General features: G+C 56.6%; 19 protein-coding genes and 3 tRNA genes. 11 read left to right on the forward strand and 11 right to left on the reverse strand.

All coding sequences use genetic code 11. The features are described from left to right. Positions 1-4: 4 nt before the first annotated feature. The 3 genes from amiB to nnr are packed head-to-tail and all read right to left on the reverse strand — an operon-like array spanning position 5 to position 3,339. Positions 5-1,345, reverse strand: coding sequence for an N-acetylmuramoyl-L-alanine amidase AmiB (amiB, locus tag B498_RS03265; RefSeq protein ID WP_032623068.1), 1,341 nt, complete (start codon positions 1,343-1,345; stop codon positions 5-7). A 16-nt stretch (positions 1,346-1,361) separates the two neighbouring features. Next, complete coding sequence (tsaE, locus tag B498_RS03260; RefSeq protein WP_008502923.1) at positions 1,362-1,823, reverse strand: tRNA (adenosine(37)-N6)-threonylcarbamoyltransferase complex ATPase subunit type 1 TsaE; 462 nt, start codon at positions 1,821-1,823, stop codon at positions 1,362-1,364. Beyond that, positions 1,816-3,339: a bifunctional ADP-dependent NAD(P)H-hydrate dehydratase/NAD(P)H-hydrate epimerase gene (gene nnr, locus B498_RS03255; protein WP_032623069.1), complete on the reverse strand. Its 1,524-nt coding sequence runs from the start codon at positions 3,337-3,339 to the stop codon at positions 1,816-1,818. Before nnr ends, tsaE begins: the two co-directional genes overlap by 8 nt. Between nnr and queG the strand changes: the two genes are divergently transcribed. Next, positions 3,338-4,477 carry a tRNA epoxyqueuosine(34) reductase QueG gene (gene queG / locus B498_RS03250; protein WP_008502925.1) on the forward strand — a complete coding sequence of 380 codons (1,140 nt, stop codon included), beginning with the start codon at positions 3,338-3,340 and terminating at the stop codon, positions 4,475-4,477. The two genes, nnr and queG, sit on opposite strands and share 2 nt — an antisense overlap. Before the next feature lie 270 nt (positions 4,478-4,747). On the opposite strand, the gene B498_RS03245 is transcribed toward queG, so the two are convergent. The 4 genes from B498_RS03245 to orn form a co-directional block, all read right to left on the reverse strand. Beyond that, a tRNA-Gly gene (locus tag B498_RS03245) sits at positions 4,748-4,823 on the reverse strand. 36 nt (positions 4,824-4,859) lie between these two features. Then, positions 4,860-4,935, reverse strand: a tRNA-Gly gene (locus B498_RS03240). A 36-nt stretch (positions 4,936-4,971) separates the two neighbouring features. Then, positions 4,972-5,047: transfer RNA gene (locus B498_RS03235), tRNA-Gly, on the reverse strand. A 196-nt stretch (positions 5,048-5,243) separates the two neighbouring features. Further along, positions 5,244-5,789: an oligoribonuclease gene (gene orn / locus B498_RS03230; protein ID WP_008502926.1), complete on the reverse strand. Its 546-nt coding sequence runs from the start codon at positions 5,787-5,789 to the stop codon at positions 5,244-5,246. Between the two features lie 107 nt (positions 5,790-5,896). On the opposite strand from orn, the gene rsgA reads away from it, so the two are divergent. The 3 genes from rsgA to mscM all read left to right on the forward strand — a co-directional run bounded on the left by rsgA (position 5,897) and on the right by mscM (position 11,358). After that, the gene (gene rsgA / locus B498_RS03225) at positions 5,897-6,949 is read left to right on the forward strand and encodes a small ribosomal subunit biogenesis GTPase RsgA (RefSeq protein ID WP_008502927.1); all 1,053 of its coding nucleotides are present in this window, start codon (positions 5,897-5,899) and stop codon (positions 6,947-6,949) included. A 97-nt stretch (positions 6,950-7,046) separates the two neighbouring features. Further along, on the forward strand, positions 7,047-8,015 hold the full coding sequence (asd, locus tag B498_RS03220; RefSeq protein ID WP_008502928.1) for an archaetidylserine decarboxylase: 969 nt from the start codon (positions 7,047-7,049) through the stop codon (positions 8,013-8,015). 19 nt (positions 8,016-8,034) lie between these two features. Next, positions 8,035-11,358 carry a miniconductance mechanosensitive channel MscM gene (mscM, locus tag B498_RS03215; RefSeq protein ID WP_008502929.1) on the forward strand — a complete coding sequence of 1,108 codons (3,324 nt, stop codon included), beginning with the start codon at positions 8,035-8,037 and terminating at the stop codon, positions 11,356-11,358. Between the two features lie 37 nt (positions 11,359-11,395). Here the strand turns inward: mscM and yjeM are convergent, their stop codons facing one another. After that, positions 11,396-12,895, reverse strand: coding sequence for a glutamate/gamma-aminobutyrate family transporter YjeM (gene yjeM / locus B498_RS03210; protein WP_008502930.1), 1,500 nt, complete (start codon positions 12,893-12,895; stop codon positions 11,396-11,398). Positions 12,896-13,073: 178 nt separating this feature from the next. Continuing rightward, entirely contained in the window at positions 13,074-14,051 is a 978-nt protein-coding gene (gene epmA, locus B498_RS03205) for an elongation factor P--(R)-beta-lysine ligase (RefSeq protein WP_008502931.1), read from the reverse strand. A 310-nt stretch (positions 14,052-14,361) separates the two neighbouring features. Here epmA and frdA point away from each other — a divergent pair, with 310 nt between their 5' ends. Genes frdA through frdD form a run of 4 tightly spaced genes read left to right on the forward strand, consistent with a single transcriptional unit; the run spans position 14,362 to position 17,655 of the window. Further along, positions 14,362-16,152, forward strand: coding sequence for a fumarate reductase (quinol) flavoprotein subunit (frdA, locus tag B498_RS03200; protein ID WP_008502932.1), 1,791 nt, complete (start codon positions 14,362-14,364; stop codon positions 16,150-16,152). Continuing rightward, entirely contained in the window at positions 16,145-16,879 is a 735-nt protein-coding gene (locus B498_RS03195; RefSeq protein ID WP_003855955.1) for a succinate dehydrogenase/fumarate reductase iron-sulfur subunit, read from the forward strand. Before frdA ends, B498_RS03195 begins: the two co-directional genes overlap by 8 nt. 10 nt (positions 16,880-16,889) lie before the next feature. After that, the gene (gene frdC / locus B498_RS03190) at positions 16,890-17,285 is read left to right on the forward strand and encodes a fumarate reductase subunit FrdC (RefSeq protein WP_008502933.1); all 396 of its coding nucleotides are present in this window, start codon (positions 16,890-16,892) and stop codon (positions 17,283-17,285) included. 10 nt (positions 17,286-17,295) lie between these two features. Continuing rightward, the gene (gene frdD, locus B498_RS03185; protein ID WP_008502934.1) at positions 17,296-17,655 is read left to right on the forward strand and encodes a fumarate reductase subunit FrdD; all 360 of its coding nucleotides are present in this window, start codon (positions 17,296-17,298) and stop codon (positions 17,653-17,655) included. A 29-nt stretch (positions 17,656-17,684) separates the two neighbouring features. On the opposite strand, the gene ampR is transcribed toward frdD, so the two are convergent. Next, complete coding sequence (gene ampR / locus B498_RS03180) at positions 17,685-18,560, reverse strand: LysR family transcriptional regulator AmpR (RefSeq protein ID WP_008502935.1); 876 nt, start codon at positions 18,558-18,560, stop codon at positions 17,685-17,687. 132 nt (positions 18,561-18,692) lie between these two features. On the opposite strand from ampR, the gene B498_RS03175 reads away from it, so the two are divergent. Together B498_RS03175 and B498_RS03170 are read left to right on the forward strand one after the other, a co-directional pair. Further along, on the forward strand, positions 18,693-19,838 hold the full coding sequence (locus B498_RS03175) for a cephalosporin-hydrolyzing class C beta-lactamase MIR-28 (protein WP_008502936.1): 1,146 nt from the start codon (positions 18,693-18,695) through the stop codon (positions 19,836-19,838). A 130-nt stretch (positions 19,839-19,968) separates the two neighbouring features. Next, the gene (locus tag B498_RS03170; RefSeq protein WP_008502937.1) at positions 19,969-20,499 is read left to right on the forward strand and encodes a lipocalin family protein; all 531 of its coding nucleotides are present in this window, start codon (positions 19,969-19,971) and stop codon (positions 20,497-20,499) included. Here the strand turns inward: B498_RS03170 and sugE are convergent. Beyond that, on the reverse strand, positions 20,496-20,813 hold the full coding sequence (gene sugE / locus B498_RS03165; RefSeq protein ID WP_008502938.1) for a quaternary ammonium compound efflux SMR transporter SugE: 318 nt from the start codon (positions 20,811-20,813) through the stop codon (positions 20,496-20,498). The two genes, B498_RS03170 and sugE, sit on opposite strands and share 4 nt — an antisense overlap. 261 nt (positions 20,814-21,074) lie before the next feature. Between sugE and B498_RS03160 the strand changes: the two genes are divergently transcribed. Then, positions 21,075-21,674, forward strand: coding sequence for a helix-turn-helix transcriptional regulator (locus B498_RS03160; RefSeq protein ID WP_008502939.1), 600 nt, complete (start codon positions 21,075-21,077; stop codon positions 21,672-21,674). The last annotated feature ends 24 nt before the right edge of the window (positions 21,675-21,698 follow it).

The raw sequence follows: 21,698 nt of genomic DNA on the forward strand, positions 1-21,698 counted from the left end.
CTCCTTAGTTGGTCGCGGTCATCTCACCCGGTAGCGCTGCGCTGGCCGTCTGGGCAGCGCCGCTCTGTGGCGCAGACTGCAGCGGATGGGCATCAAAGTATTTACGCAGACCGTTATAAATCGCTTCAGCAATTTGCTGCTGATAGCTGTCGCTTCCCAGCAGACGCTCTTCACCGTTGTTACTGATAAAGCCCGTCTCTACAAGGATGGACGGGATATCTGGCGAGCGCAGAACGCCGAGGCTGGCATGTTCAGGACGACGCTTATGCAGCACACCAATGCTTTGCAGCTGGTTCAATACGTTAGTGGCCACATCATACCCGACGCGCTGAGAATGACCGAATTGTAAATCCAGCACCGCCTGGCTGAGGTACGGGTCTGACTGGCTGTTCGCCAGCACATCGCCCGCGCCGCCTAGCAGTTCAGACTGCTTCTCATGCTCTTCCAGCCAGTTGGCCATTTCGCTGTTGGCGCGACGGTTCGAGAGTACCCATACCGAGGCACCGGTCGCGTTACGGTTAGGCGCAGCATCCGCGTGGATGGAGACCAGGAAGTTCGCATTCTGCTTGCGCGCGACGTCCGAACGCCCCATTACCGAAATGAAGTAATCCCCGTCGCGGGTCAACACGCCTTTGAACGTAGGGTCGTCGTTGAGCAGTGCACGCAATTTACGGGCAATGGCGATGGTGACATTTTTCTCTTGCGTCCCACCCGGGCCAATCGCACCCGGGTCCTGTCCACCGTGACCTGCATCAATGGCGATAATCACTTTGTCACCGCTGGTCGCAGCACGGCGCGTACTCACCGCCGGACGGGTCACCGTATTGCTGCTGGTTGCCGCAGTGATGCGATCGTTCTGTGATTTAAATGGATTACGCGCAGGTTCAGCAGGACGCGGCGTATACACCGGTTCTTCCACGCGTTTGGCAACGACAGGCGGCGGTGGAGGCGGTGGCGGGACATCGGCATTGATGGTAAAGACCACCGTATAGTTCGCCCCGTTTTGCTGCTTCACTGCCTTCGTTTTGCCCTTTTCGGTCAGATCGACCACCAGGCGTAACGACTGGCTATCCTGCGGCGTACCCGAACGGATACTTTTCACCAGGTTGTTGCCGCTGAACTGCAGCGGTAATCCCTGGATCACGCCTGTCTGTTTGATATCCAGCGCCACGCTGTGGCTGTCTGGCTGTGAAAACGCATACTCAGGATCGCCCATAAAGCTGAACGAGATCCGGGCCTGGCTTTCGCCGTTCGATACCTGAATATCTGAGAGGTTTGCCGCCCCGGCCTGCGCGCACAGCAGCACGGTGGCAGCCAACAACCAACCTTTAACGCGATTTATCATCCCGTCATCCCTACGCTTAACCGGCCAGACGCGCCAGTAAGGAACTGCCTGATGAGGAAACAGCACTGATGCGTGCCTCACGCCCTTGAGCCTGGTAATCTAAGTGAATTTCGACATCCGGGTCAGGCAGCACACCCGCACCTTGTTGCGGCCACTCCACCAGGCAAATGGCGTCGTTGGCAAAATAATCACGGATCCCCATAAATTCCAGCTCCTCAGGATCCGCAAGGCGGTATAAATCGAAGTGGTACACCATGAGATTTTCAAGGGTGTACGGTTCTACCAGCGTGTAGGTTGGGCTTTTCACATTCCCGTTATGCCCTAACGCCTGCAAAAAACCCCGGCTGAAGGTGGTTTTACCCGCCCCTAAATCACCATACAGATAAATGACGGTTGCCCCCTGACAGGCCTGCGCCACGCGCTTGCCGAGATCTAAAGTGGCTTGTTCATCAGGTAAAGGAATCGCTCGATTAGTCATTTTCTACGTCAATCACATCCGGGTTAACTACACGCCGCAGCGTGCAAAAGAGATCGGTGGCCAGCATACCGCGCGTACCGTAACGCGCAGCCAGTTTATCTGCCGCAACGCCGTGGGCCACGCAGCCCGCACAGGCTGCATCATAAAGGGGAAGTTTCTGTCCAAGCAATGCGCCAATAATACCGGAAAGCACATCGCCCATGCCGCCGCTCGCCATGCCCGCATTTCCGGCATCAATAACGCCCTGCGTCTCGTCACTGGCAACAACGGTTCCTGCCCCTTTTAAAACGGCAACACCTCCGTAACGTTTTACCAGACGCTGAGCAGAAAGTAAGCGATCGCTTTCAATTTCTGCCACGCTGCAGTTAAGCAGCCGCGCGGCTTCGCCGGGGTGTGGCGTCAGAATGCGATTGTGACGCTTATCCGGGTTTATTGCCAGAAGGTTAAGCGCGTCGGCATCCCACAGCATCGGTTTGCGAAAATTCTCGACCTTTTGCAGGGCCTGTTTACCCCACGCCTGCTGCCCAAGCCCGGGACCGATCACCACCACGTCCGCCCATTCGAGGCTTTCCTCCAGCGTCTGGAGCGTAAGCTCATGGACCATCAGCTCCGGTCGGGCCGTGACGATCGGCGCAATATTCTCAATGCGAGTGAGCACTCGCACTAATCCGGCGCCGCTGCGCAGAGCCGCTTCACCGGTCATGCGAATCGCACCCGCCGTACCGTGGTCACCGCCCACAATCACCAGCCTGCCGTGATCGCCCTTATGTGACGTTGGTCGTCGCGGCGGGAGCCACGCTGCAAGCTGCGACGCATCATAACGCATGAGGTGCGTTTCCTGCCCGGCCAGCCAGCTCTCCAGCCCCAGCGCACTGTGGTGCAACACGCCAACGACATCCCGCGCTTTGCCGGTCAGTAATCCTGGCTTCAGGGCGATAAAGGTTACCGTATGTGCCGCCTGAATCACCGCCCCCGGCGTCGCACCCGTTTGTGCAATCAGGCCAGAGGGAATATCCAGGGCGACTACCGGCGCGGAATGTCTGTTAGCGTGTTCAATAAGCGCGGCAATGTTTTCGCGCGGCGCGCTGCGCAGCCCGGTGCCCAGCAGCCCGTCAACAATCAGATCAACATCCTCTGGCCAGACGATATCAGGCGCATGAATCACACCGCCGGCGTTCAGCCATGCCTCCCGCGCCGCGCTGGCCTCTTCCGGCAGCGGTTTATCACTTTCGAGAGCCAGCAAGGTCACGCGGATACCCGCAGCGACCGCGAGACGGGCGACGACGTAGCCGTCACCGCCGTTGTTGCCGTGCCCGCACAGAATCAGCCAGTGGGCGGCCTGCGGCCAGGCGCTACGGGCAACGTCAAACGCTGCCTCACCCGCGCGGAGCATCAGTTCATACAGGGTAATCCCGAGGCTGTCTGCAGCCTCTTTTTCGGCGCGCCGGAGGTCATCCGCATGCCAGATGGAATGTGGTATACTTGCGGGGTTTTTCTTCACCGTATGGTCCGTCATGTCACAGCCCCTCGATCTCAATGAATTAGCGCAAAAAATCAAACGGTGGGGTGCTGAGCTTGGCTTCCAGAAGGTAGGCATTACCGATACCGACCTCTCCGCCAGCGAGCCCAAACTGCAGGCCTGGCTGGACAAACAATACCACGGCGAAATGGAGTGGATGGCACGTCATGGCATGATGCGCGCCCGTCCACACGAGCTTTTGCCGGGCACATTACGCGTCATCAGCGTGCGCATGAACTACCTGCCCGCCAATGCGGCCTTTGCGCGCACGCTCAAAAACCCCTCGCTGGGTTACGTTAGCCGGTACGCCCTCGGTCGTGATTACCATAAGCTTCTGCGTAACCGTTTAAAAAAACTCGGGGAAACTATTCAGCAGCACTGTGTTTCGCTGAATTTTAGACCCTTTGTCGATTCCGCGCCTATTCTTGAGCGTCCGATCGCCGAAAAAGCCGGGCTTGGCTGGACAGGTAAGCACTCACTTATTCTTAGCCGCGACGCCGGATCGTTCTTCTTCCTCGGTGAACTGCTGATTGATTTACCGCTGCCGGTAGACGGCCCGGTAGAGGAAGGCTGTGGCCGCTGCGTGGCCTGTATGACCATCTGCCCCACCGGCGCCATCGTTGAGCCTTACACCGTTGATGCGCGCCGCTGTATCTCCTACCTCACGATCGAACTGGAAGGCGCCATTCCAGAGGAGTTCCGACCGCTTATCGGCAACCGCATCTACGGCTGCGACGATTGCCAGCTCATCTGCCCGTGGAACCGCTATTCACAGCTCACGGACGAAGAGGATTTCAGCCCGCGCAAGGCGCTCCATGCCCCGCCGCTCGCTGAACTCTTCGCCTGGACCGAGGCCTGGTTCCTGAAAGTGACGGAGGGTTCGGCCATCCGCCGTATCGGTCATCTGCGCTGGCTGCGAAATGTGGCCGTCGCGCTGGGAAATGCCCCGTGGGATGAAGCGAATATTCGGGCGCTTGAAAGCCGTAGAGGTGAGCACCCACTTCTTGATGAACACATAGAATGGGCGATTGCGCAGCAAATTGAGAAACGTAATGCCTGTGTGGTCGAGGTGCAGCTACCGAAGAAACAGCGTCTGGTGAGGGTGATTGAAAAAGGGCTTCCGCGGGATGCCTGAACTATTCACAGCCTGTGAATAAAATTACAAACTCAAGCGCCATCTGGGCTGGAGAAGAGATCAAGTGATCTCAATAACATTTTGAAATCAAATTTTATGATGTAAATACAATATGTTATAAACATATTATTCACCCTGCTAAGTTTTAACCCTGTTTCGGTTAAGCGCAGTTTCTGTGGATAACTCTGTTCACAAGAGTATTTCAGAGAAAACAGAAAACGTCCCCAGCGATTCTTTTCGCTGTGGATATTTTAGAGATGAAGAAGAATTTGGAGCGGGAAACGAGACTCGAACTCGCGACCCCGACCTTGGCAAGGTCGTGCTCTACCAACTGAGCTATTCCCGCTTGGGTGGTCCGTGCCGTGGAAGCACTTTCAAATTTTGGAGCGGGAAACGAGACTCGAACTCGCGACCCCGACCTTGGCAAGGTCGTGCTCTACCAACTGAGCTATTCCCGCTTGGGCAGTCTGTGCTGTGAAAGCACTTTCAAATTTTGGAGCGGGAAACGAGACTCGAACTCGCGACCCCGACCTTGGCAAGGTCGTGCTCTACCAACTGAGCTATTCCCGCAAATCTGCACTGCTTTTGTTGCTGTCGTAACGTGTAATTCTCTGTCGTTACGGGAGGCGCATTATACGAGAAATCCTTTTAGCTGCAACCCCCCTTAAAGCGATTTTTTCGAAATTCAGTTCAAATGCTTATTTAATCGGCAAGCTGCACAATTTAACGACAAAAACCCGGCCACGCAAGGCGCCGGATCTCAAAATCACAGCTTAATAAAGTTTTCGCGGTAGTAAGAAAGCTCCGCCACGGACTCTCGGATATCGTCCATCGCCTGATGCGTCCCCTGCTTTTTAAAGCCGTCGAGAATTTCAGGCTTCCAGCGACGCGCCAGCTCTTTCAGCGTGCTGACATCCAGATAGCGGTAGTGGAAGTAAGACTCCAGCTCCGGCATGTACTTAAACAGGAAACGACGATCCTGGCCGATGCTATTCCCACAAATAGGTGATTTGCCCGCCGGAACCCACTGTTTCAGGAACTCAAGCGTCGCCAGCTCCGCCTCACGGTCACCCATCGTGCTCGCCTTCACGCGCTCCACCAGGCCACTGCCGGTGTGGGTACGCACGTTCCACTCGTCCATCAACGCCAGCTGGTCATCAGACTGATGCACCGCAATCGTAGGCCCTTCCGCCAGGATATTCAGGTTGGCGTCCGTCACCAGGGTCGCAATTTCAATGATGCGATCGCGCTCGGGATCCAGCCCGGTCATTTCGAGATCGATCCAAATCAGGTTGTTTTCATCCGCGCTCATGTTATTTTCCACCCTTCTCGCATAACCGGCAGTAGCAGGTTAACTAGTATTAATTAGAGTGTATCATAGAGGTTTTGCCCCCTACGGGCGACCAGGAGCCAGTGCGATTGAGTAAAAATAAACTCTCCAAAGGGCAGCAGCGCCGCGTGAATGCCAATCACCAGCGCCGTCTTAAAACCACTGCGGAGAAGGTCGATTACGACGACAACCTGTTTGGCGACCCAACGGAAGGCGTAGTCATCAGCCGTTTCGGTATGCACGCTGACGTGGAATCCGCCGATGGTGCGATTCACCGCTGCAACATCCGACGGACTATTCGTTCTCTGGTGACCGGCGACCGGGTCGTCTGGCGACCGGGTAAAGAGGCGGCGGAAGGCGTAACGGTAAAAGGTATTGTTGAAGCGGTCCATGAGCGTACGTCCGTGTTAACCCGTCCCGATTTCTACGACGGGGTCAAACCGATTGCCGCCAACATTAACCAAATCGTTATCGTATCGGCGATTTTGCCCGAACTGTCGCTCAATATTATCGACCGATACCTCGTCGCCTGCGAAACGCTGCAGGTTGAACCGATCATCGTGCTGAACAAAATCGATCTGCTGGACGACGACGGAATGGCCTTCGTCAATGAGCAGATGGATATCTATCGCAAAATTGGCTATCGCGTCCTGATGGTCTCCAGCTACACCAAAGATGGCCTGAAACCGCTTGAAGAGGCACTGACCGACCGCATCAGCATCTTTGCGGGCCAGTCCGGCGTGGGTAAATCGAGCCTGCTGAACAACCTGCTTGGCCTTCAGCAAGAGATCCTCACCAACGATGTGTCTGACGTCTCGGGCCTCGGCCAGCACACCACCACCGCGTCACGCCTGTATCACTTCCCGCACGGCGGCGACGTGATCGACTCCCCGGGCGTGCGAGAGTTCGGTTTATGGCACCTGGAGCCGGAACAAATCTTTAACGGATTTGTCGAATTCCATGATTATTTAGGCGCTTGCAAGTACCGCGACTGTAAACACGATAACGATCCAGGCTGCGCTATCCGAGAAGCGGTTGAGAAAGGCGAAATCGCGGAGACCCGCTTCGAGAATTATCACCGCATTCTTGAGAGCATGGATCAGGTAAAAACGCGTAAAAACTTTTCTGATTCTGATAACTGACAACTAAGCTAAGCATCGCTAAAATCGTCCCCTTTTTTCAGGTTCCGGTGGCTTACCGCCGGATCAGGAACGACAAAACAATGGCCTGGAGGCTACCTTGTTAAACGCATTTAAACTTTCGCTTCAATACATTCTGCCAAAACTGTGGCTCACTCGCCTGGCGGGCTGGGGCGCGAGCAAACGCGCAGGCTGGCTGACCAAACTGGTCATCGACCTTTTCGTAAAATATTACAAGGTCGACATGAAAGAGGCGCAGAAGCCGGATACCGCCAGCTACCGCACCTTCAACGAATTCTTCGTGCGCCCGCTGCGTGACGACGTGCGCCCGGTGAATACCGACCCTAACGTCCTGGTGATGCCGGCAGACGGCGTGATCAGCCAGTTGGGTAACATCGAAGACGACAAAATTCTGCAGGCGAAGGGCCATAACTACAGCCTGGAAGCGCTGCTGGCGGGGAACTACCTGATGGCGGATCTGTTCCGCAACGGTACCTTTGCCACCACCTATCTGTCACCGCGCGACTACCACCGCGTGCACATGCCGTGTAACGGCATCCTGCGTGAAATGATTTACGTCCCGGGCGATCTGTTCTCCGTGAACCACCTGACCGCGCAGAACGTGCCAAACCTGTTTGCCCGTAACGAGCGCGTCATCTGCCTGTTCGATACTGAATTTGGCCCTATGGCACAGATTCTGGTCGGTGCGACCATCGTCGGCAGCATCGAAACCGTCTGGGCAGGCACCATCACCCCGCCGCGCGAAGGCGTGATCAAACGCTGGACCTGGCCTGCCGGTGAAGCGGAAGGTTCCGTGGCCCTGCTCAAAGGTCAGGAGATGGGCCGCTTTAAGCTGGGCTCCACCGTGATCAACCTGTTTGCGCCGGGCAAAGTGAAGCTGGCTGAACAGCTTGAAAGCCTGTCGGTGACAAAGCTGGGCCAGCCGCTGGCGGTCTCTACCGAAACCTTCGTGACGCCGGATGCAGAGCCTGCTCCGCTGTCACCGGAAGAGATTCACGCCGAGCACGACGCCAGCCCGCTGGTTGACGACAAAAAAGACGAAGGCTAACAACAGAAGGATCGCTGACGTGCGCCCGATTATCGTTCTACTGATGGCCTGGTGCCTCAGCATGGGGGCGTACGCAGCGACAGCCCCCGACGCCAAACAGATAACCCAGGAACTGGAGCAGGCAAAAGCGGCCAAACCCGCTCAGCCAGAGACCGTCGAGTCGCTCCAGTCCGCACTGAACGCGCTTGAGGAGCGGAAAGGCTCGCTTGAGCGCGCTCAGCAGTATCAGCAGGTTATCGACAACTTCCCCAAACTCTCGCAGACGCTGCGCGCGCAGCTCAATAACTTGCGCGACGAACCGCGCGATGTGCCAGCAGGGATGACCTCCGACGCGCTGAACCAGGAGATCCTGCAGGTCAGCAGCCAGCTTCTGGAAAAGAGCCGCCTTGCTCAGCAGGAGCAGGAGCGAGCGCGCGAAATTGCCGATTCCCTCAGCCAGCTTCCGCAGCAGCAAACCGACGCCCGCCGCCAGCTTAATGAAGTTGAGCGCCGCGTGGGGACACAAAACGGCAACACGCCACAGGCGCAGGCCCAAAATCTGGGCCTGCAGGCAGAATCAGCTCGCCTGAAGGCCCTTGTCGATGAGCTCGAGCTGGCGCAGCTTTCCGCCAATAACCGCCAGGAGCTGTCGCGGATGCGCTCAGAACTCGCTCAGAAGCAGAGCGAGCAGCTGGACGCCTATCTTCAGGCCTTGCGCAACCAGCTCAATAGCCAGCGCCAGCGTGAAGCGGAGCGCGCGCTGGAAAGTACCGAGCTGCTGGCAGAAAATAGCGATAACCTGCCTGCCGGCATCGTCGAGCAGTTTAAGGTCAACCGTGAGCTTTCGGCCGCGCTGAATCAACAGGCGCAGCGTATGGATCTGGTGGCCTCGCAGCAGCGTCAGGCCACTAATCAAACCCTTCAGGTTCGCCAGGCGCTCAACACCCTGCGCGAACAGTCCCAGTGGCTCGGATCGTCAAACCTGCTGGGCGAAGCGCTACGCGCCCAGGTCGCGCGCCTGCCGGAGATGCCGAAGCCGCAGCAGCTGGATACCGAAATGGCCCAGCTGCGTGTTCAGCGACTGCATTTTGAAGATCTTCTCAATAAGCAGCCGCAAATCCGCCAGATCCGTCAGGCTGACGGACAGCCTCTGACCAGCGAGCAAAGCCGCATTCTGGAAGCCCAGCTGCGTACCCAGCGTGAACTGCTGAACTCTCTGCTCCAGGGCGGGGATACGCTGATTCTTGAGCTGACCAAGCTAAAAGTGTCCAACAGCCAGCTGGAAGATGCGTTGAAAGAGGTGAACGAGGCGACGCACCGTTATCTCTTCTGGACGTCCGACGTGCGTCCGATGACCTTCTCGTGGCCAATTGAGATTGTCCAGGATCTGCGTCGTCTGATTTCGCTCGATACCTTCAGCCAGCTGGGACAGGCCAGCGTGATGATGCTCACCAGCAAAGAGACCATTTTCCCGCTGCTGGGGGCGTTAATTCTGGTGGGCTTCAGCATTTACTCGCGCAGACATTTCACCCGCTTCCTCGAGCGTTCCAGTTCCCGAGTGGGTAAGGTTACTCAGGATCACTTCTGGCTGACGTTGCGCACCGTATTCTGGTCGATTCTCGTCGCCTCCCCGCTGCCGGTGCTGTGGATGACGCTGGGCTATGGCCTGCGGGAAGCCTGGCCCTATCCGCTCGCGGTAGCAATTGGCGATGGCGTCACCGCCACGGTGCCGCTGCTGTGGGTGGTGATGATTTGCGCCACCTTTGCGCGACCCAATGGCCTGTTCATCGCCCACTTTGGCTGGCCGCGTAATCGCGTGGCGCGCGCCATGCGTTACTATCTGATGAGCATCGGGCTGATTGTGCCGCTGATTATGGCGCTGATCATGTTCGATAATCTCAACGACCGGGAGTTTTCAGGCTCGCTGGGCCGCCTCTGCTTTATGCTGATATGCGGAGCGCTGGCCATCGTCACGCTCAGCCTGAAACGCGCGGGTATTCCGCTCTATCTGGATAAAACCGGCAGCGGCGACAATATGTTCAACCGGCTGCTCTGGAACCTGCTGCTCAGCGCACCGTTGATTGCGATGCTGGCAGCCGCGGTGGGTTACCTTGCGACGTCACAGGCGCTGTTGGCACGTCTCGAAACCTCGGTGGCCATCTGGTTCCTGCTGCTGGTGGTGTATCACGTTATCCGCCGCTGGATGCTGATTCAGCGCCGCCGTCTGGCGTTTGACCGTGCCAAGCATCGCCGGGCGGAGATCCTCGCCCAGCGCGCGCGGGGTGAGGAGGAGCCAAACCACGTTAACAGTACGGAAGGTACGACGGAGGCGGATGAGGTCGAACTGGATCTGGATGCCATCAGTACCCAGTCCCTGCGTCTGGTTCGCTCCATCCTGATGCTGATTGCCCTCCTGTCGGTGATCTTCCTGTGGTCGGAGATCCACTCGGCATTTGGCTTCCTGGAGAACATCTCGCTGTGGGACGTGACCTCTACGGTGCAGGGCGTTGAAAGCCTGGAGCCGATCACCTTAGGGGCGGTGCTGATTGCCATTCTGGTGCTGATCATCACCACCCAACTGGTGCGCAACTTCCCGGCGCTGCTGGAGCTGGCGCTGCTGCAGCATCTGGATTTAACGCCGGGTACGGGCTATGCAATCACGACCATTACCAAGTATCTGATCATGCTGTTTGGCGGTCTGGTTGGCTTCTCGATGATCGGCATTGAGTGGTCGAAGCTCCAGTGGCTCGTCGCAGCGCTCGGCGTTGGGTTAGGTTTTGGTTTACAGGAGATCTTCGCCAACTTCATCTCGGGCCTGATTATTCTGTTCGAAAAACCGATCCGCATTGGCGATACCGTCACGATCCGCGATCTGACCGGCAGCATCACGAAGATCAACACCCGTGCGACGACGATCAGCGACTGGGATCGGAAAGAGATCATCGTGCCAAACAAGGCGTTTATTACCGAGCAGTTCATCAACTGGTCGCTGTCAGACTCCGTTACCCGTGTGGTGCTGACGGTACCGGCACCGTCGGACGCGAACAGCGAAGAGGTCACCCAGATCCTCTACACTGCCGCGGAGCGCTGCTCGCTGGTCATCGACAACCCGGCGCCGGAAGTCTTCCTTGTGGATTTACAGCAGGGGATTCAGATTTTCGAGCTGCGTATCTACGCCGCCGAAATGGGCCACCGTATGCCGCTGCGCCATGAGATCCACCAGCTGATTCTGGCGGGCTTCCGCGAACACGGTATTGATATGCCGTTCCCACCGTTCCAGATGCGTCTGGAAAGCCTGGACGGGCGTAAAACGGGAAGAACGCTGACGTCAGCGGCGCGTACGCGCCCGGCGGGCAGCTTATAACGCATCTCCCCTCCCTTTCGGGAGGGGAATATTCCCGCTACGCCACTTCTGCGACGTACGCCGTCGCGCGTCGACGGTAATTCTCATAAATCCCCATCGCTAACAGCGAGAAGAAGATGGGACCGCCCACCATCCACAGCGCGCTGTTCCAGTCGTTCGCCTCAATTACCGGCTGAATAATGGTAAAGATGTTGGCAAACGCCACCACCAGCACCACCACCGTGGTCGCCAGCAGCGTTGCCGCGCGGGTTTTAAAAATCACAAACGGACGTTCAAGCTCCTGCTTCGCCTTAAAGAACGGGAACGCCAGGGTCAGGAACAGGTACGGCAGCGTCATCGACACGTTCGCCATCAGGGTCAGCTTGTTATAGAACGCCGATGCGGTATCACCGCCAAATGACACCAGCAGAATAAACACGCACACCAGCAGACACTGCATCCACATGGCGTTGGCAGGCATGCCTGCGGTATTGAGCTGGGTCATGCGTCCCGGCCACAGCGCTTTTGGCGTACCCTGGATGATCGCTTTCAGCGGCGAGTAGATCAGCGTGAAGAATGCGCCGGTATAGGCAAGGAACATCGACAGGCCGGTAATGCGCGCAAACCAGATCCCCATGGTGGCCGATGCTTCCGGCATCAGGTGCATGGCGTTACCCAGCGTCATCCCCAGGCTTTTCATCAGCACGTAGGTAATGTTCCCGAGGTTGGTGGTGTTGTTACTCAATACCTGCTGCCAGTTGGTGCTGACGCCCCAGAGGAAAATCGCCAGTGAATAGCCGATGGAAATCACGATAGCGGCAAAAATAATCCCTTTGGCAAAGTTCTTTTCCGGGTTCTCGGTCTTGTCGACCAGCCCGCCCACCGCTTCAATACCGCCGTAGGCGAAGATGGCAAACACCACGAAGGAGAGCATGGCCAGCCCGGACTGGTAACCTGGATTAGGCGAGGAAACGAAGTTCACCTCCTGCGCAAAATGACCACCGTTCAGGCACAGAATGGCAATACTCACCAGCAGCAGCACCAGGTTCAGACACATCACGGAAATACCGCCAACGGCAGTGATACGGGCAATTTTGTTGATGCCTTTTGACGCCACCAGCGTGACCACCACCATCCAGCATACCGCCAGGATACCGACGACCTGCGTGGAGCTCAGCCCCGCCAGAGACCAGACCTGCGTTTTATCGGCACCGAAAAGAAACGTAGAGAATGGCACCCAGACTTTGGCCGCCGTGCTGACCATCCAGACGACATAAGAGGAGAACCACATAAACGTGCCGATAAAGGCATAACGCGGGCCGACGCTGTTGTTCATCCATGAGTAGATCCCGCCCTCTTCTTTCCGGTAAGCCGAGCCCATCTCCGCCATCATCAGCGCAAACGGGATAAAGAAGAACAGAGCCGAAACGATATAAAACGGCGTCGCGCTGTAACCCATCAGATAGAACGCTGACGGGCTGTTGGCAAAGCCAAAGACTGAGGTAAATATCATCAGGATGAGCCCGGTAAGGGTCATCTTTTTGAGTGACTGGGACATAGAACCATCCGAAAAGGAATTAAACTGCGCGGATGGTAGCAGATGACCAGACTAATATTGTGGCTATAAGGGGCAAATTAAGAAAAAGACCCGTATATTAATAATATGGCAGTTTTTAATGTGGCAGGGCCAAATGACCGAGTAGGCCGGGTAAGCGACAGCGCCACCCGGCAATTCTTTAAGCGCGATCGACCGTAAAGGCAATCACATCGCCAAGCTGCTCTGCGCCCAGGGCCAGCATGACCAGACGGTCAACACCCAGCGCCACGCCGGAGCAATCCGGCAGGCCTGCTTTTAATGCTTCAAGCAGATTAACATCAATAGGCTGCTGCGGCAGGCCGCGCGCGGCGCGCTTGCGGTTATCCTGCTCGAAACGTTGCGCCTGCTCGCGCGCGTCGGTCAATTCGTGGAAGCCGTTCGCCAGCTCAATGCCTTTGTAATAGACCTCAAAACGCTCTGCCACACGGTGGTCTTCGGTGCTGATCTGCGCCAGTGACGCCTGGCTTGCCGGGAAGTGATAGACAAACGTCGGACGGTCTTTGCCAATCTGCGGTTCCACGCCGAAGGTGAACAGCAGCTGCAGCAGCGTGTCGCGGTCCTCTTCGGTATCTGCCACGTTGCTCAGATCCAGTTTTGCCGCCACTTCGCGCAGCAGGGTTTTGTCCGCCGACAGCGGATCGATTTCCAGATGGCGCTGGAAGGCCTGCTGATAAGAGAGCGTTTCCGCTTCTGAGCAATCCAGAACCTGCTGAAGCAGATCGTCCACCTCATTCATCAGGCGGTACATATCATAATGCGGGCGGTACCACTCCAGCATGGTGAATTCCGGGTTGTGGTGACGACCCATCTCTTCGTTGCGGAAGCTACGGCACAGCTGATAGACCGGACCACATCCCGCCGCCAGCAGGCGTTTCATGTGGTATTCCGGGCTGGTCATCAGATACAAATTCATGCCCTGAGAGTGGCCGGGGCCAACAAAACGGGTTTCAAACGGGACCAGATGAATATCCGTTACCGTTGCCTGACTCATGCACGGGGTTTCCACCTCCAGGACGCCGCGGTCGGCAAAGAAACGGCGGATCTCCGTCATAATTGCAGCGCGTTTTAACAGATTAGGGATGGATGCGCTCGGCTCCCAGGTGGCCGTTTCGCTCATGAGTTGTTCTCCGATTTCAGACAAGGGCACGAAGTCTACTCGTTAGCAGGGACAGAGACAAATTTTGCGCAGTAAAAAAGCGCATTTCATTTAGGTGAACAATTGCGTGATGCAATTCATCAATCTCAATGATAAATCGCCGGACAGAACAGCAAAAAAATCGAACACGTCAAATTTCCCTGACATCTACACGGTTATACTGTTTTACCCATAAAGGAGCAGTGGAAACGCTTTCGCAATCGTCCTTTTGGACGGGTGAACTACCTTTAGTTTGTCGCGTTGCGAAATAACAAAAATCTGGAGGAATGTCGTGCAAACTTTTCAGGCCGATCTTGCCGTAATAGGCGCTGGCGGGGCTGGATTACGTGCTGCGATTGCTGCAGCGCAAGCTAATCCCAACGCTAAAATCGCATTGATTTCAAAAGTCTATCCAATGCGCAGCCACACGGTGGCCGCAGAAGGAGGATCCGCGGCCGTTGCGCAGGATCATGACAGCTTTGAATACCATTTCCACGACACGGTTGCAGGGGGCGACTGGCTTTGCGAACAGGATGTCGTTGACTACTTTGTGCACCATTGTCCAACGGAGATGACCCAGCTTGAACAGTGGGGATGTCCGTGGAGTCGTCGCCCGGACGGCAGCGTCAACGTTCGTCGCTTCGGCGGCATGAAGATCGAACGTACCTGGTTCGCCGCCGATAAGACCGGCTTCCACATGCTGCACACCCTGTTCCAGACCTCCCTTCAGTTCCCACAAATCCAGCGCTTTGATGAGCATTTCGTCCTCGACATTCTGGTGGATGATGGACACGCGCGCGGCCTGGTGGCGATGAACATGATGGAAGGCACGCTCGTCCAGATCCGCGCCAATGCGGTGGTGATGGCGACGGGCGGTGCGGGCCGTGTTTATCGTTATAACACCAACGGCGGCATCGTCACCGGCGACGGTATGGGTATGGCGCTCAGCCACGGCGTGCCGCTGCGCGATATGGAGTTCGTGCAGTATCACCCAACCGGTCTGCCGGGCTCCGGCATTCTGATGACGGAAGGCTGCCGCGGTGAAGGCGGTATCCTGGTCAACAAAAACGGCTACCGCTACCTGCAGGATTACGGCATGGGCCCGGAAACCCCGCTCGGCGAGCCGAAGAACAAGTACATGGAACTCGGCCCGCGCGACAAAGTCTCTCAGGCTTTCTGGCACGAGTGGCGCAAAGGCAACACCATCTCCACACCGCGCGGCGACGTGGTTCACCTCGACCTGCGTCACCTGGGCGAGAAAAAGCTGCTGGAACGTCTGCCGTTCATCTGCGAGCTGGCGAAAGCCTACGTCGGCGTCGATCCGGTGAAAGAGCCGATTCCAGTCCGCCCAACGGCGCACTACACCATGGGCGGGATCGAAACCGACCAGCAGTGCGAAACCCGTATTAAGGGTCTGTTCGCCGTCGGTGAATGTTCCTCCGTGGGCCTGCACGGTGCTAACCGCCTCGGCTCAAACTCGCTGGCCGAGCTGGTGGTCTTTGGCCGCATGGCGGGCGAGCGCGCGATGGAACGCGCGGCAACCGCAGGCGAGGCTAACGGTGCCGCGCTGGATGCGCAGGTCGCAGACGTTGAAAAACGCCTGAAAGACCTGGTGAACCAGGAAGGTAACGAGAACTGGTCTAAGATCCGCGACGAGATGGGCCTGTCGATGGAAGAAGGTTGCGGAATCTACCGTACCCCTGAGCTGATGCAAAAAACCGTCGATAAGCTGGCGGAACTGCAGGAGCGCTTCAAGCGCGTGCGCATCACCGACACCTCCAGCGTCTTCAACACCGACCTGCTCTATACCATCGAGCTGGGCCACGGCCTGAACGTGGCGGAATGTATGGCGCACTCTGCGCTGGCGCGTAAAGAGTCGCGTGGGGCGCATCAGCGTCTTGATGAAGGCTGTACCGAACGTGACGACGTCAACTTCCTGAAACACACTCTCGCCTGGCGCGATGCGGATGGCACCACACGTCTGGACTACAGCGACGTGAAAATCACCACGCTGCCGCCGGCTAAACGCGTGTACGGTGCAGAAGCAGAAGCCGCCGAGAAGAAGGAGAAGGCGAATGGCTGAGATGCAAAAACTGAAAGTTGAAGTGGTGCGCTACAACCCGGAAGTGGATGCCGCACCGCACAGCGCTTTCTATGAAGTTCCTTACGACGAGCAAACCTCCCTGCTGGACGCGCTCGGGTATATCAAAGACAACCTGGCGCCAGACCTGAGCTACCGCTGGTCCTGCCGCATGGCGATCTGCGGCTCCTGTGGCATGATGGTCAACAAGGTGCCGAAGCTGGCCTGTAAGACCTTCCTGCGTGACTACACCAAAGGCATCAAGGTCGAAGCCCTGGGCAACTTCCCTATCGAGCGCGATCTGGTGGTCGATATGACCCACTTTATCGAAAGCCTGGAAGCCATTAAGCCTTACATTATTGGCAACCCGCGCACGCCGGATCAGGGGCCAAACACCCAGACCCCGGCTCAGATGGCGAAATACCATCAGTTCTCCGGCTGCATCAACTGCGGTCTTTGCTACGCCGCCTGTCCGCAGTTTGGCCTGAACCCCGAGTTCATCGGCCCGGCCGCCATTACGCTGGCGCACCGCTATAACGAAGACAGCCGCGACCACGGTAAAAAAGAACGTATGGCGCAGCTTAACAGCCAGAACGGCGTCTGGACCTGTACCTTTGTGGGTTATTGCTCCGAAGTCTGTCCGAAGCACGTCGACCCGGCCGCCGCCATTCAGCAGGGTAAAGTGGAAAGCTCGAAAGACTTTCTTATCGCTACCCTGAAACCACGCTAAGGAGTGCATGATGACGACTAAACGCAAAGCCTATGTGCGGCCTGTGCCGTCCACCTGGTGGAAAAACCTGCCGTTTTATCGCTTCTACATGCTGCGTGAAGGCACAGCGGTACCGGCGGTCTGGTTCAGCCTTGAGCTGATGTACGGCGTTTTTGCCCTCAAGCATGGCCCGGAAACCTGGGCCAGCTTTGTCGGTTTCCTGCAAAACCCGATCATTGTCATTCTGAACCTGATCGTGCTTGCGGCCGCGCTGCTGCATACCAAAACCTGGTTTGAACTGGCACCAAAAGCGGCGAACATCATCGTAAAAGGCGAGAAAATGGGGCCAGAACCGGTGATTAAGGGGCTCTGGGCGGTGACGATTCTGGTCACTGTGGTCATTCTGTTTGTCGCACTGTTCTGGTAAGGAGACTACTGTGATCAATCCAAATCCAAAACGTTCTGACGAGCCGGTCTTCTGGGGCCTCTTTGGCGCAGGCGGCATGTGGAGTGCCATCATTGCCCCCGTCATCATTTTGCTGGTGGGCATTATGCTGCCGCTGGGGCTGTTCCCGGGCGATGCGCTGAGCTACGAACGCGTACTGGCATTCGCGAGCAGCTTTATTGGTCGCGTGTTCATCTTCCTGATGATCGTCCTGCCGCTGTGGTGTGGCCTGCACCGTATTCACCATGCGATGCATGACCTGAAAATCCATGTACCGAGCGGGAAATGGGTATTCTACGGTCTGGCGACCATCCTGACCGTGGTCACGCTGATTGCCGTGATCACTATCTGACGCCTCTGGCCCGCCATCCGGCGGGCCTTTTATTTCTGCATCTTCCCCACCAGCCATTGAGCAAACTCGCGCATTGCGGGCGTTTCTGCGCGTGACTGCAGCCTCGTGAGCCAGTAGCTGCCAAGGTCAATCTGCGTCGCAAAGGGTTGTACAATGCGCTCACTGTTCAGCAGATGGGTGAACATATCGACAGGGGCAATCGCGATGCCCGTACCTGCCTGCGCGGCTTCCAGCATGGTCACGGACGAATCAAATACCATTACCCGGTGCGTCGGTGAAGGCGGGTTTTCTCCCGCGGCCTGCATCCAGGCGGTCCACTCGTCGCGCCGGTAAGAACGCAGCAGGGTAAACTTCAGGATATCGGCAGGGGTGTGCAACGCGGCTGAAATGTCAGGCGTGCAAAGCGGTGCAAGCGGTGCAGGGCAAAGAAACGTCGCTTCCGTGCCGTGCCACGCCCCGCCGCCATAACGAATGGCGTAATCAAGCCCCTCGGCTGCCGGATCGACGCGATTGTTGTGCGTCGACAGCTGAAGATCGATATGCGGATAGCAGCGACGAAAGTCAGCGAGCTGCGAGAATAACACCCCGGTAGCAAAGGTACCCACCACGCCAATTTTTAGCTTCTCCTGGGCGCGCTGGCTGGCAAAGCGATCCAGCATTCCGGCAATTCGGTCGAACGAGTCATTTAGCACCGGCAGCAAATTCTCGCCTTCAGTGGTCAACATCAGCCCACGCGAAACGCGGACGAACAACTGGCAGTTAAGATGCTGCTCCAGCGCCTTTACGTGCTGGCTAATCGCGGAATGGGTGACATTCAGCTCAATAGCGGCATGCGTAAAACTAAGGTGCCTTGCGGCAGCTTCGAAGGCGCGAAGCGAATTAAGCGGAAGATAGCTGCGGGTCATGGTCCCATCCGTTAGAAAAATTAACAGCTAATGCTAAATTTAACCGTTTGTCAGCCACAGTCAAATCCAACAGACTACAGCGGTCTGACGGGCCCGGACACTCCCTTGAACTGCTATTACGGAAGATAACCGATGATGACAAAATCCCTAAGCTGTGCCCTGCTGCTCAGCGTCGCCAGTTCTGCATTCGCCGCACCGATGTCCGAAAAACAGCTGGCTGAGGTGGTGGAACGTACCGTTACGCCGCTGATGAACGCGCAGGCCATTCCGGGTATGGCGGTGGCGGTAATTTATCAGGGTCAGCCACACTACTTTACCTTCGGTAAAGCCGATGTTGCGGCGAACAAACCCGTCACCCCGCAAACCCTGTTTGAGCTGGGCTCTATAAGTAAAACCTTCACCGGCGTACTGGGCGGCGATGCCATTGCCCGGGGTGAAATAGCGCTGGGCGATCCGGCAGCAAAATACTGGCCTGAGCTCACGGGCAAGCAGTGGCAGGGCATTCGCATGCTGGATCTGGCAACCTACACCGCAGGCGGTCTGCCGTTACAGGTGCCGGATGAGGTCACGGATACCGCCTCTCTGCTGCGCTTTTATCAAAACTGGCAGCCGCAGTGGAAGCCGGGCACCACGCGTCTTTACGCTAACGCCAGCATCGGTCTTTTTGGTGCGCTGGCGGTTAAACCTTCCGGCATGAGCTATGAGCAGGCCATGACGACGCGGGTCTTTAAACCCCTCAAGCTGGACCATACCTGGATTAACGTCCCGAAAGCGGAAGAGGCGCATTACGCCTGGGGATACCGTGAGGGTAAAGCGGTCCACGTTTCGCCAGGGATGCTGGACGCGGAAGCCTATGGCGTAAAAACTAACGTGAAGGATATGGCGAGCTGGCTGATAGCCAACATGAAGCCGGATTCTCTTCAGGCTCCCTCACTCAAGCAAGGCATTGCTCTGGCGCAGTCTCGCTACTGGCGCGTGGGGGCTATGTATCAGGGGTTGGGCTGGGAGATGCTCAACTGGCCGGTCGATGCCAAAACCGTCGTCGGAGGCAGTGATAACAAGGTGGCGCTGGCACCATTGCCCGTGGCAGAAGTGAATCCACCCGCGCCGCCGGTCAAGGCCTCCTGGGTCCATAAAACAGGCTCGACGGGCGGGTTTGGCAGCTACGTGGCATTTATTCCTGAAAAGCAGCTCGGCATTGTGATGCTGGCGAATAAAAGCTATCCGAACCCGGCACGCGTTGAGGCGGCATACCGTATCCTCGACGCGCTGCAGTAAAACATTGCCGGGTGGCGGCTTCGCCTTACCCGGCCTACAAAACCACGATGTGCGGCGAAATTCGCCGCACAATCTTCCGCATTTTTCCTGCTGTCATCTACACTTAACAAAAAACAGTAAGGAAACTCCTATGCGCATTCTGCCTGTTATCGCCGCGGTGACAGCCGCGTTTTTAGTGGTTGCCTGCAGTTCCCCTACCCCGCCTCCTGGCGTCACCGTCGTCACGCCTTTTGATGCACAACGCTTCCTTGGAACATGGTATGAAATCGCGCGCCTCGACCATCGGTTTGAGCAGGGTCTAGAGAAGGTCACGGCGAATTACAGTCCGATGGATGATGGCGGTATTCAGGTGATCAACCGGGGCTATAATCCCGATCGGGAGATGTGGCAGCAGTCGGTGGGAAAAGCGTACTTCACTGGCGACCCGCGACGGGCCGCGCTTAAGGTCTCTTTCTTTGGTCCGTTTTATGGCGGTTATAACGTGATAGCGCTCGACAAAGCGTATCGCCATGCGCTGGTCTGTGGGCCGGATCGCGACTACCTGTGGATACTCTCCCGCACGCCAACTATTTCACCCGAAGTGAAGCAGCAGATGCTGGACGTCGCGACCCGGCAAGGGTTTGATGTATCAAAACTTATCTGGGTAAAACAGCCCCATTAGTGGGTGCTGAGCTTAAGCCCAACGATCCCGGCCACAATCAGAGCGAGGCTGGCGATACGCGCCAGACTCGCTGACTCGCCAAGCAGCAGAATGCCGGTGATGGCGGCCCCCACCGCGCCAATACCCGTCCAGACGGCATAAGCCGTTCCCACAGGCAAAGAGCGCATCGCCCAGGATAGCAGAACAATACTGACTATCATGGCGGTAACGGTAATGACGCTGGGCGTCAGGCGGGTAAATCCGTGGGTGTACTTGAGACCAATCGCCCATACCACTTCGAGCAGGCCAGCAATAAAAAGAATGATCCAGGACATGTCAGGCTCCTTAACTTAATGCAAGTTGGGGCCGTCCCCGGTGAAAGAAACGCTTACGGGTCGTCCCGTAAGGCAGAGATTACGCCACCTATTGTGGTTAGCGTGCTATTTTTTTTCAATCCTTTTTTGCTGAACACGTTAAGGCAAGAAATAGCCGCAGTATGGCGCGGAGTTCCGGCTTTTAGCACTCATCCGACTTCTCTATGATGATGTGCTTTCTGATGGCAGGAAGCCAAACCACTAGCCGACTGCGAATAAAATATGTTCAAAATTCTTTTGATTGACCGTTGTCACTTCACCCGCGCGGGGTTTGAGGCATGGCTCAATCATTCCGGTTTGTTCCCGGGACACTACGTTGTGACCGGGCTGAATAATCTGTTTCTTGCCAGAGAACACATTCTGCAATGGAAACCTGCGCTGGTCATCGCTGACCTGTACGGCTTCAGGCAGGATATTCACCATTTTCAGCAGCTCTCTTCTCTGCTTAACGCCAGTGAACGCTTACCGTTTATTTTACTGCAGTCGGGAGAGGACAGCGGCATGACCGACTGGCTTGGGAAGTTCCCGGTGTGGTCGTCACTGTTGAAAAACGCCAGTCTCGAAGAGGTGGCAACGGTTATCAACGATGCGTTAATTTCGCGCGCCAGCGCTGACAGGCCAACGGCGGCAGCCCCTTTGCTGACCCGACAGGAAGAGAAGGTGCTGACATTATGGATGGACGGCGCGAGCAATCAAAAAATTGCCGCTCACCTGAGCATCAACGGAAAAACGGTTTATACCTATAAACGCAATATCCGCATGAAATTACATATGGATACGCGATTTTCTCCGTTCTTATCCCTGCAGGAATCAGAAAGCTGACGGTACGAAACCCGGCTGGTCCCG

Origin of the sequence: Enterobacter sp. SST3 (genome assembly GCF_000286655.1) — a bacterium.
GTDB lineage: Bacteria > Pseudomonadota > Gammaproteobacteria > Enterobacterales > Enterobacteriaceae > Enterobacter > Enterobacter roggenkampii.

Coding starts and splice junctions, on each gene's coding strand:
- amiB (WP_032623068.1), bottom strand. CDS start 1,345: ATGATAAATCGCGTTAAAGGTTGGTTGTTGGCTGCCACCGTGCTGCTG.
- tsaE (WP_008502923.1), bottom strand. CDS start 1,823: ATGACTAATCGAGCGATTCCTTTACCTGATGAACAAGCCACTTTAGAT.
- queG (WP_008502925.1), top strand. CDS start 3,338: ATGTCACAGCCCCTCGATCTCAATGAATTAGCGCAAAAAATCAAACGG.
- nnr (WP_032623069.1), bottom strand. CDS start 3,339: ATGACGGACCATACGGTGAAGAAAAACCCCGCAAGTATACCACATTCC.
- orn (WP_008502926.1), bottom strand. CDS start 5,789: ATGAGCGCGGATGAAAACAACCTGATTTGGATCGATCTCGAAATGACC.
- yjeM (WP_008502930.1), bottom strand. CDS start 12,895: ATGTCCCAGTCACTCAAAAAGATGACCCTTACCGGGCTCATCCTGATG.
- epmA (WP_008502931.1), bottom strand. CDS start 14,051: ATGAGCGAAACGGCCACCTGGGAGCCGAGCGCATCCATCCCTAATCTG.
- B498_RS03195 (WP_003855955.1), top strand. CDS start 16,145: ATGGCTGAGATGCAAAAACTGAAAGTTGAAGTGGTGCGCTACAACCCG.
- frdC (WP_008502933.1), top strand. CDS start 16,890: ATGACGACTAAACGCAAAGCCTATGTGCGGCCTGTGCCGTCCACCTGG.
- ampR (WP_008502935.1), bottom strand. CDS start 18,560: ATGACCCGCAGCTATCTTCCGCTTAATTCGCTTCGCGCCTTCGAAGCT.
- B498_RS03175 (WP_008502936.1), top strand. CDS start 18,693: ATGATGACAAAATCCCTAAGCTGTGCCCTGCTGCTCAGCGTCGCCAGT.
- B498_RS03170 (WP_008502937.1), top strand. CDS start 19,969: ATGCGCATTCTGCCTGTTATCGCCGCGGTGACAGCCGCGTTTTTAGTG.
- sugE (WP_008502938.1), bottom strand. CDS start 20,813: ATGTCCTGGATCATTCTTTTTATTGCTGGCCTGCTCGAAGTGGTATGG.
- B498_RS03160 (WP_008502939.1), top strand. CDS start 21,075: ATGTTCAAAATTCTTTTGATTGACCGTTGTCACTTCACCCGCGCGGGG.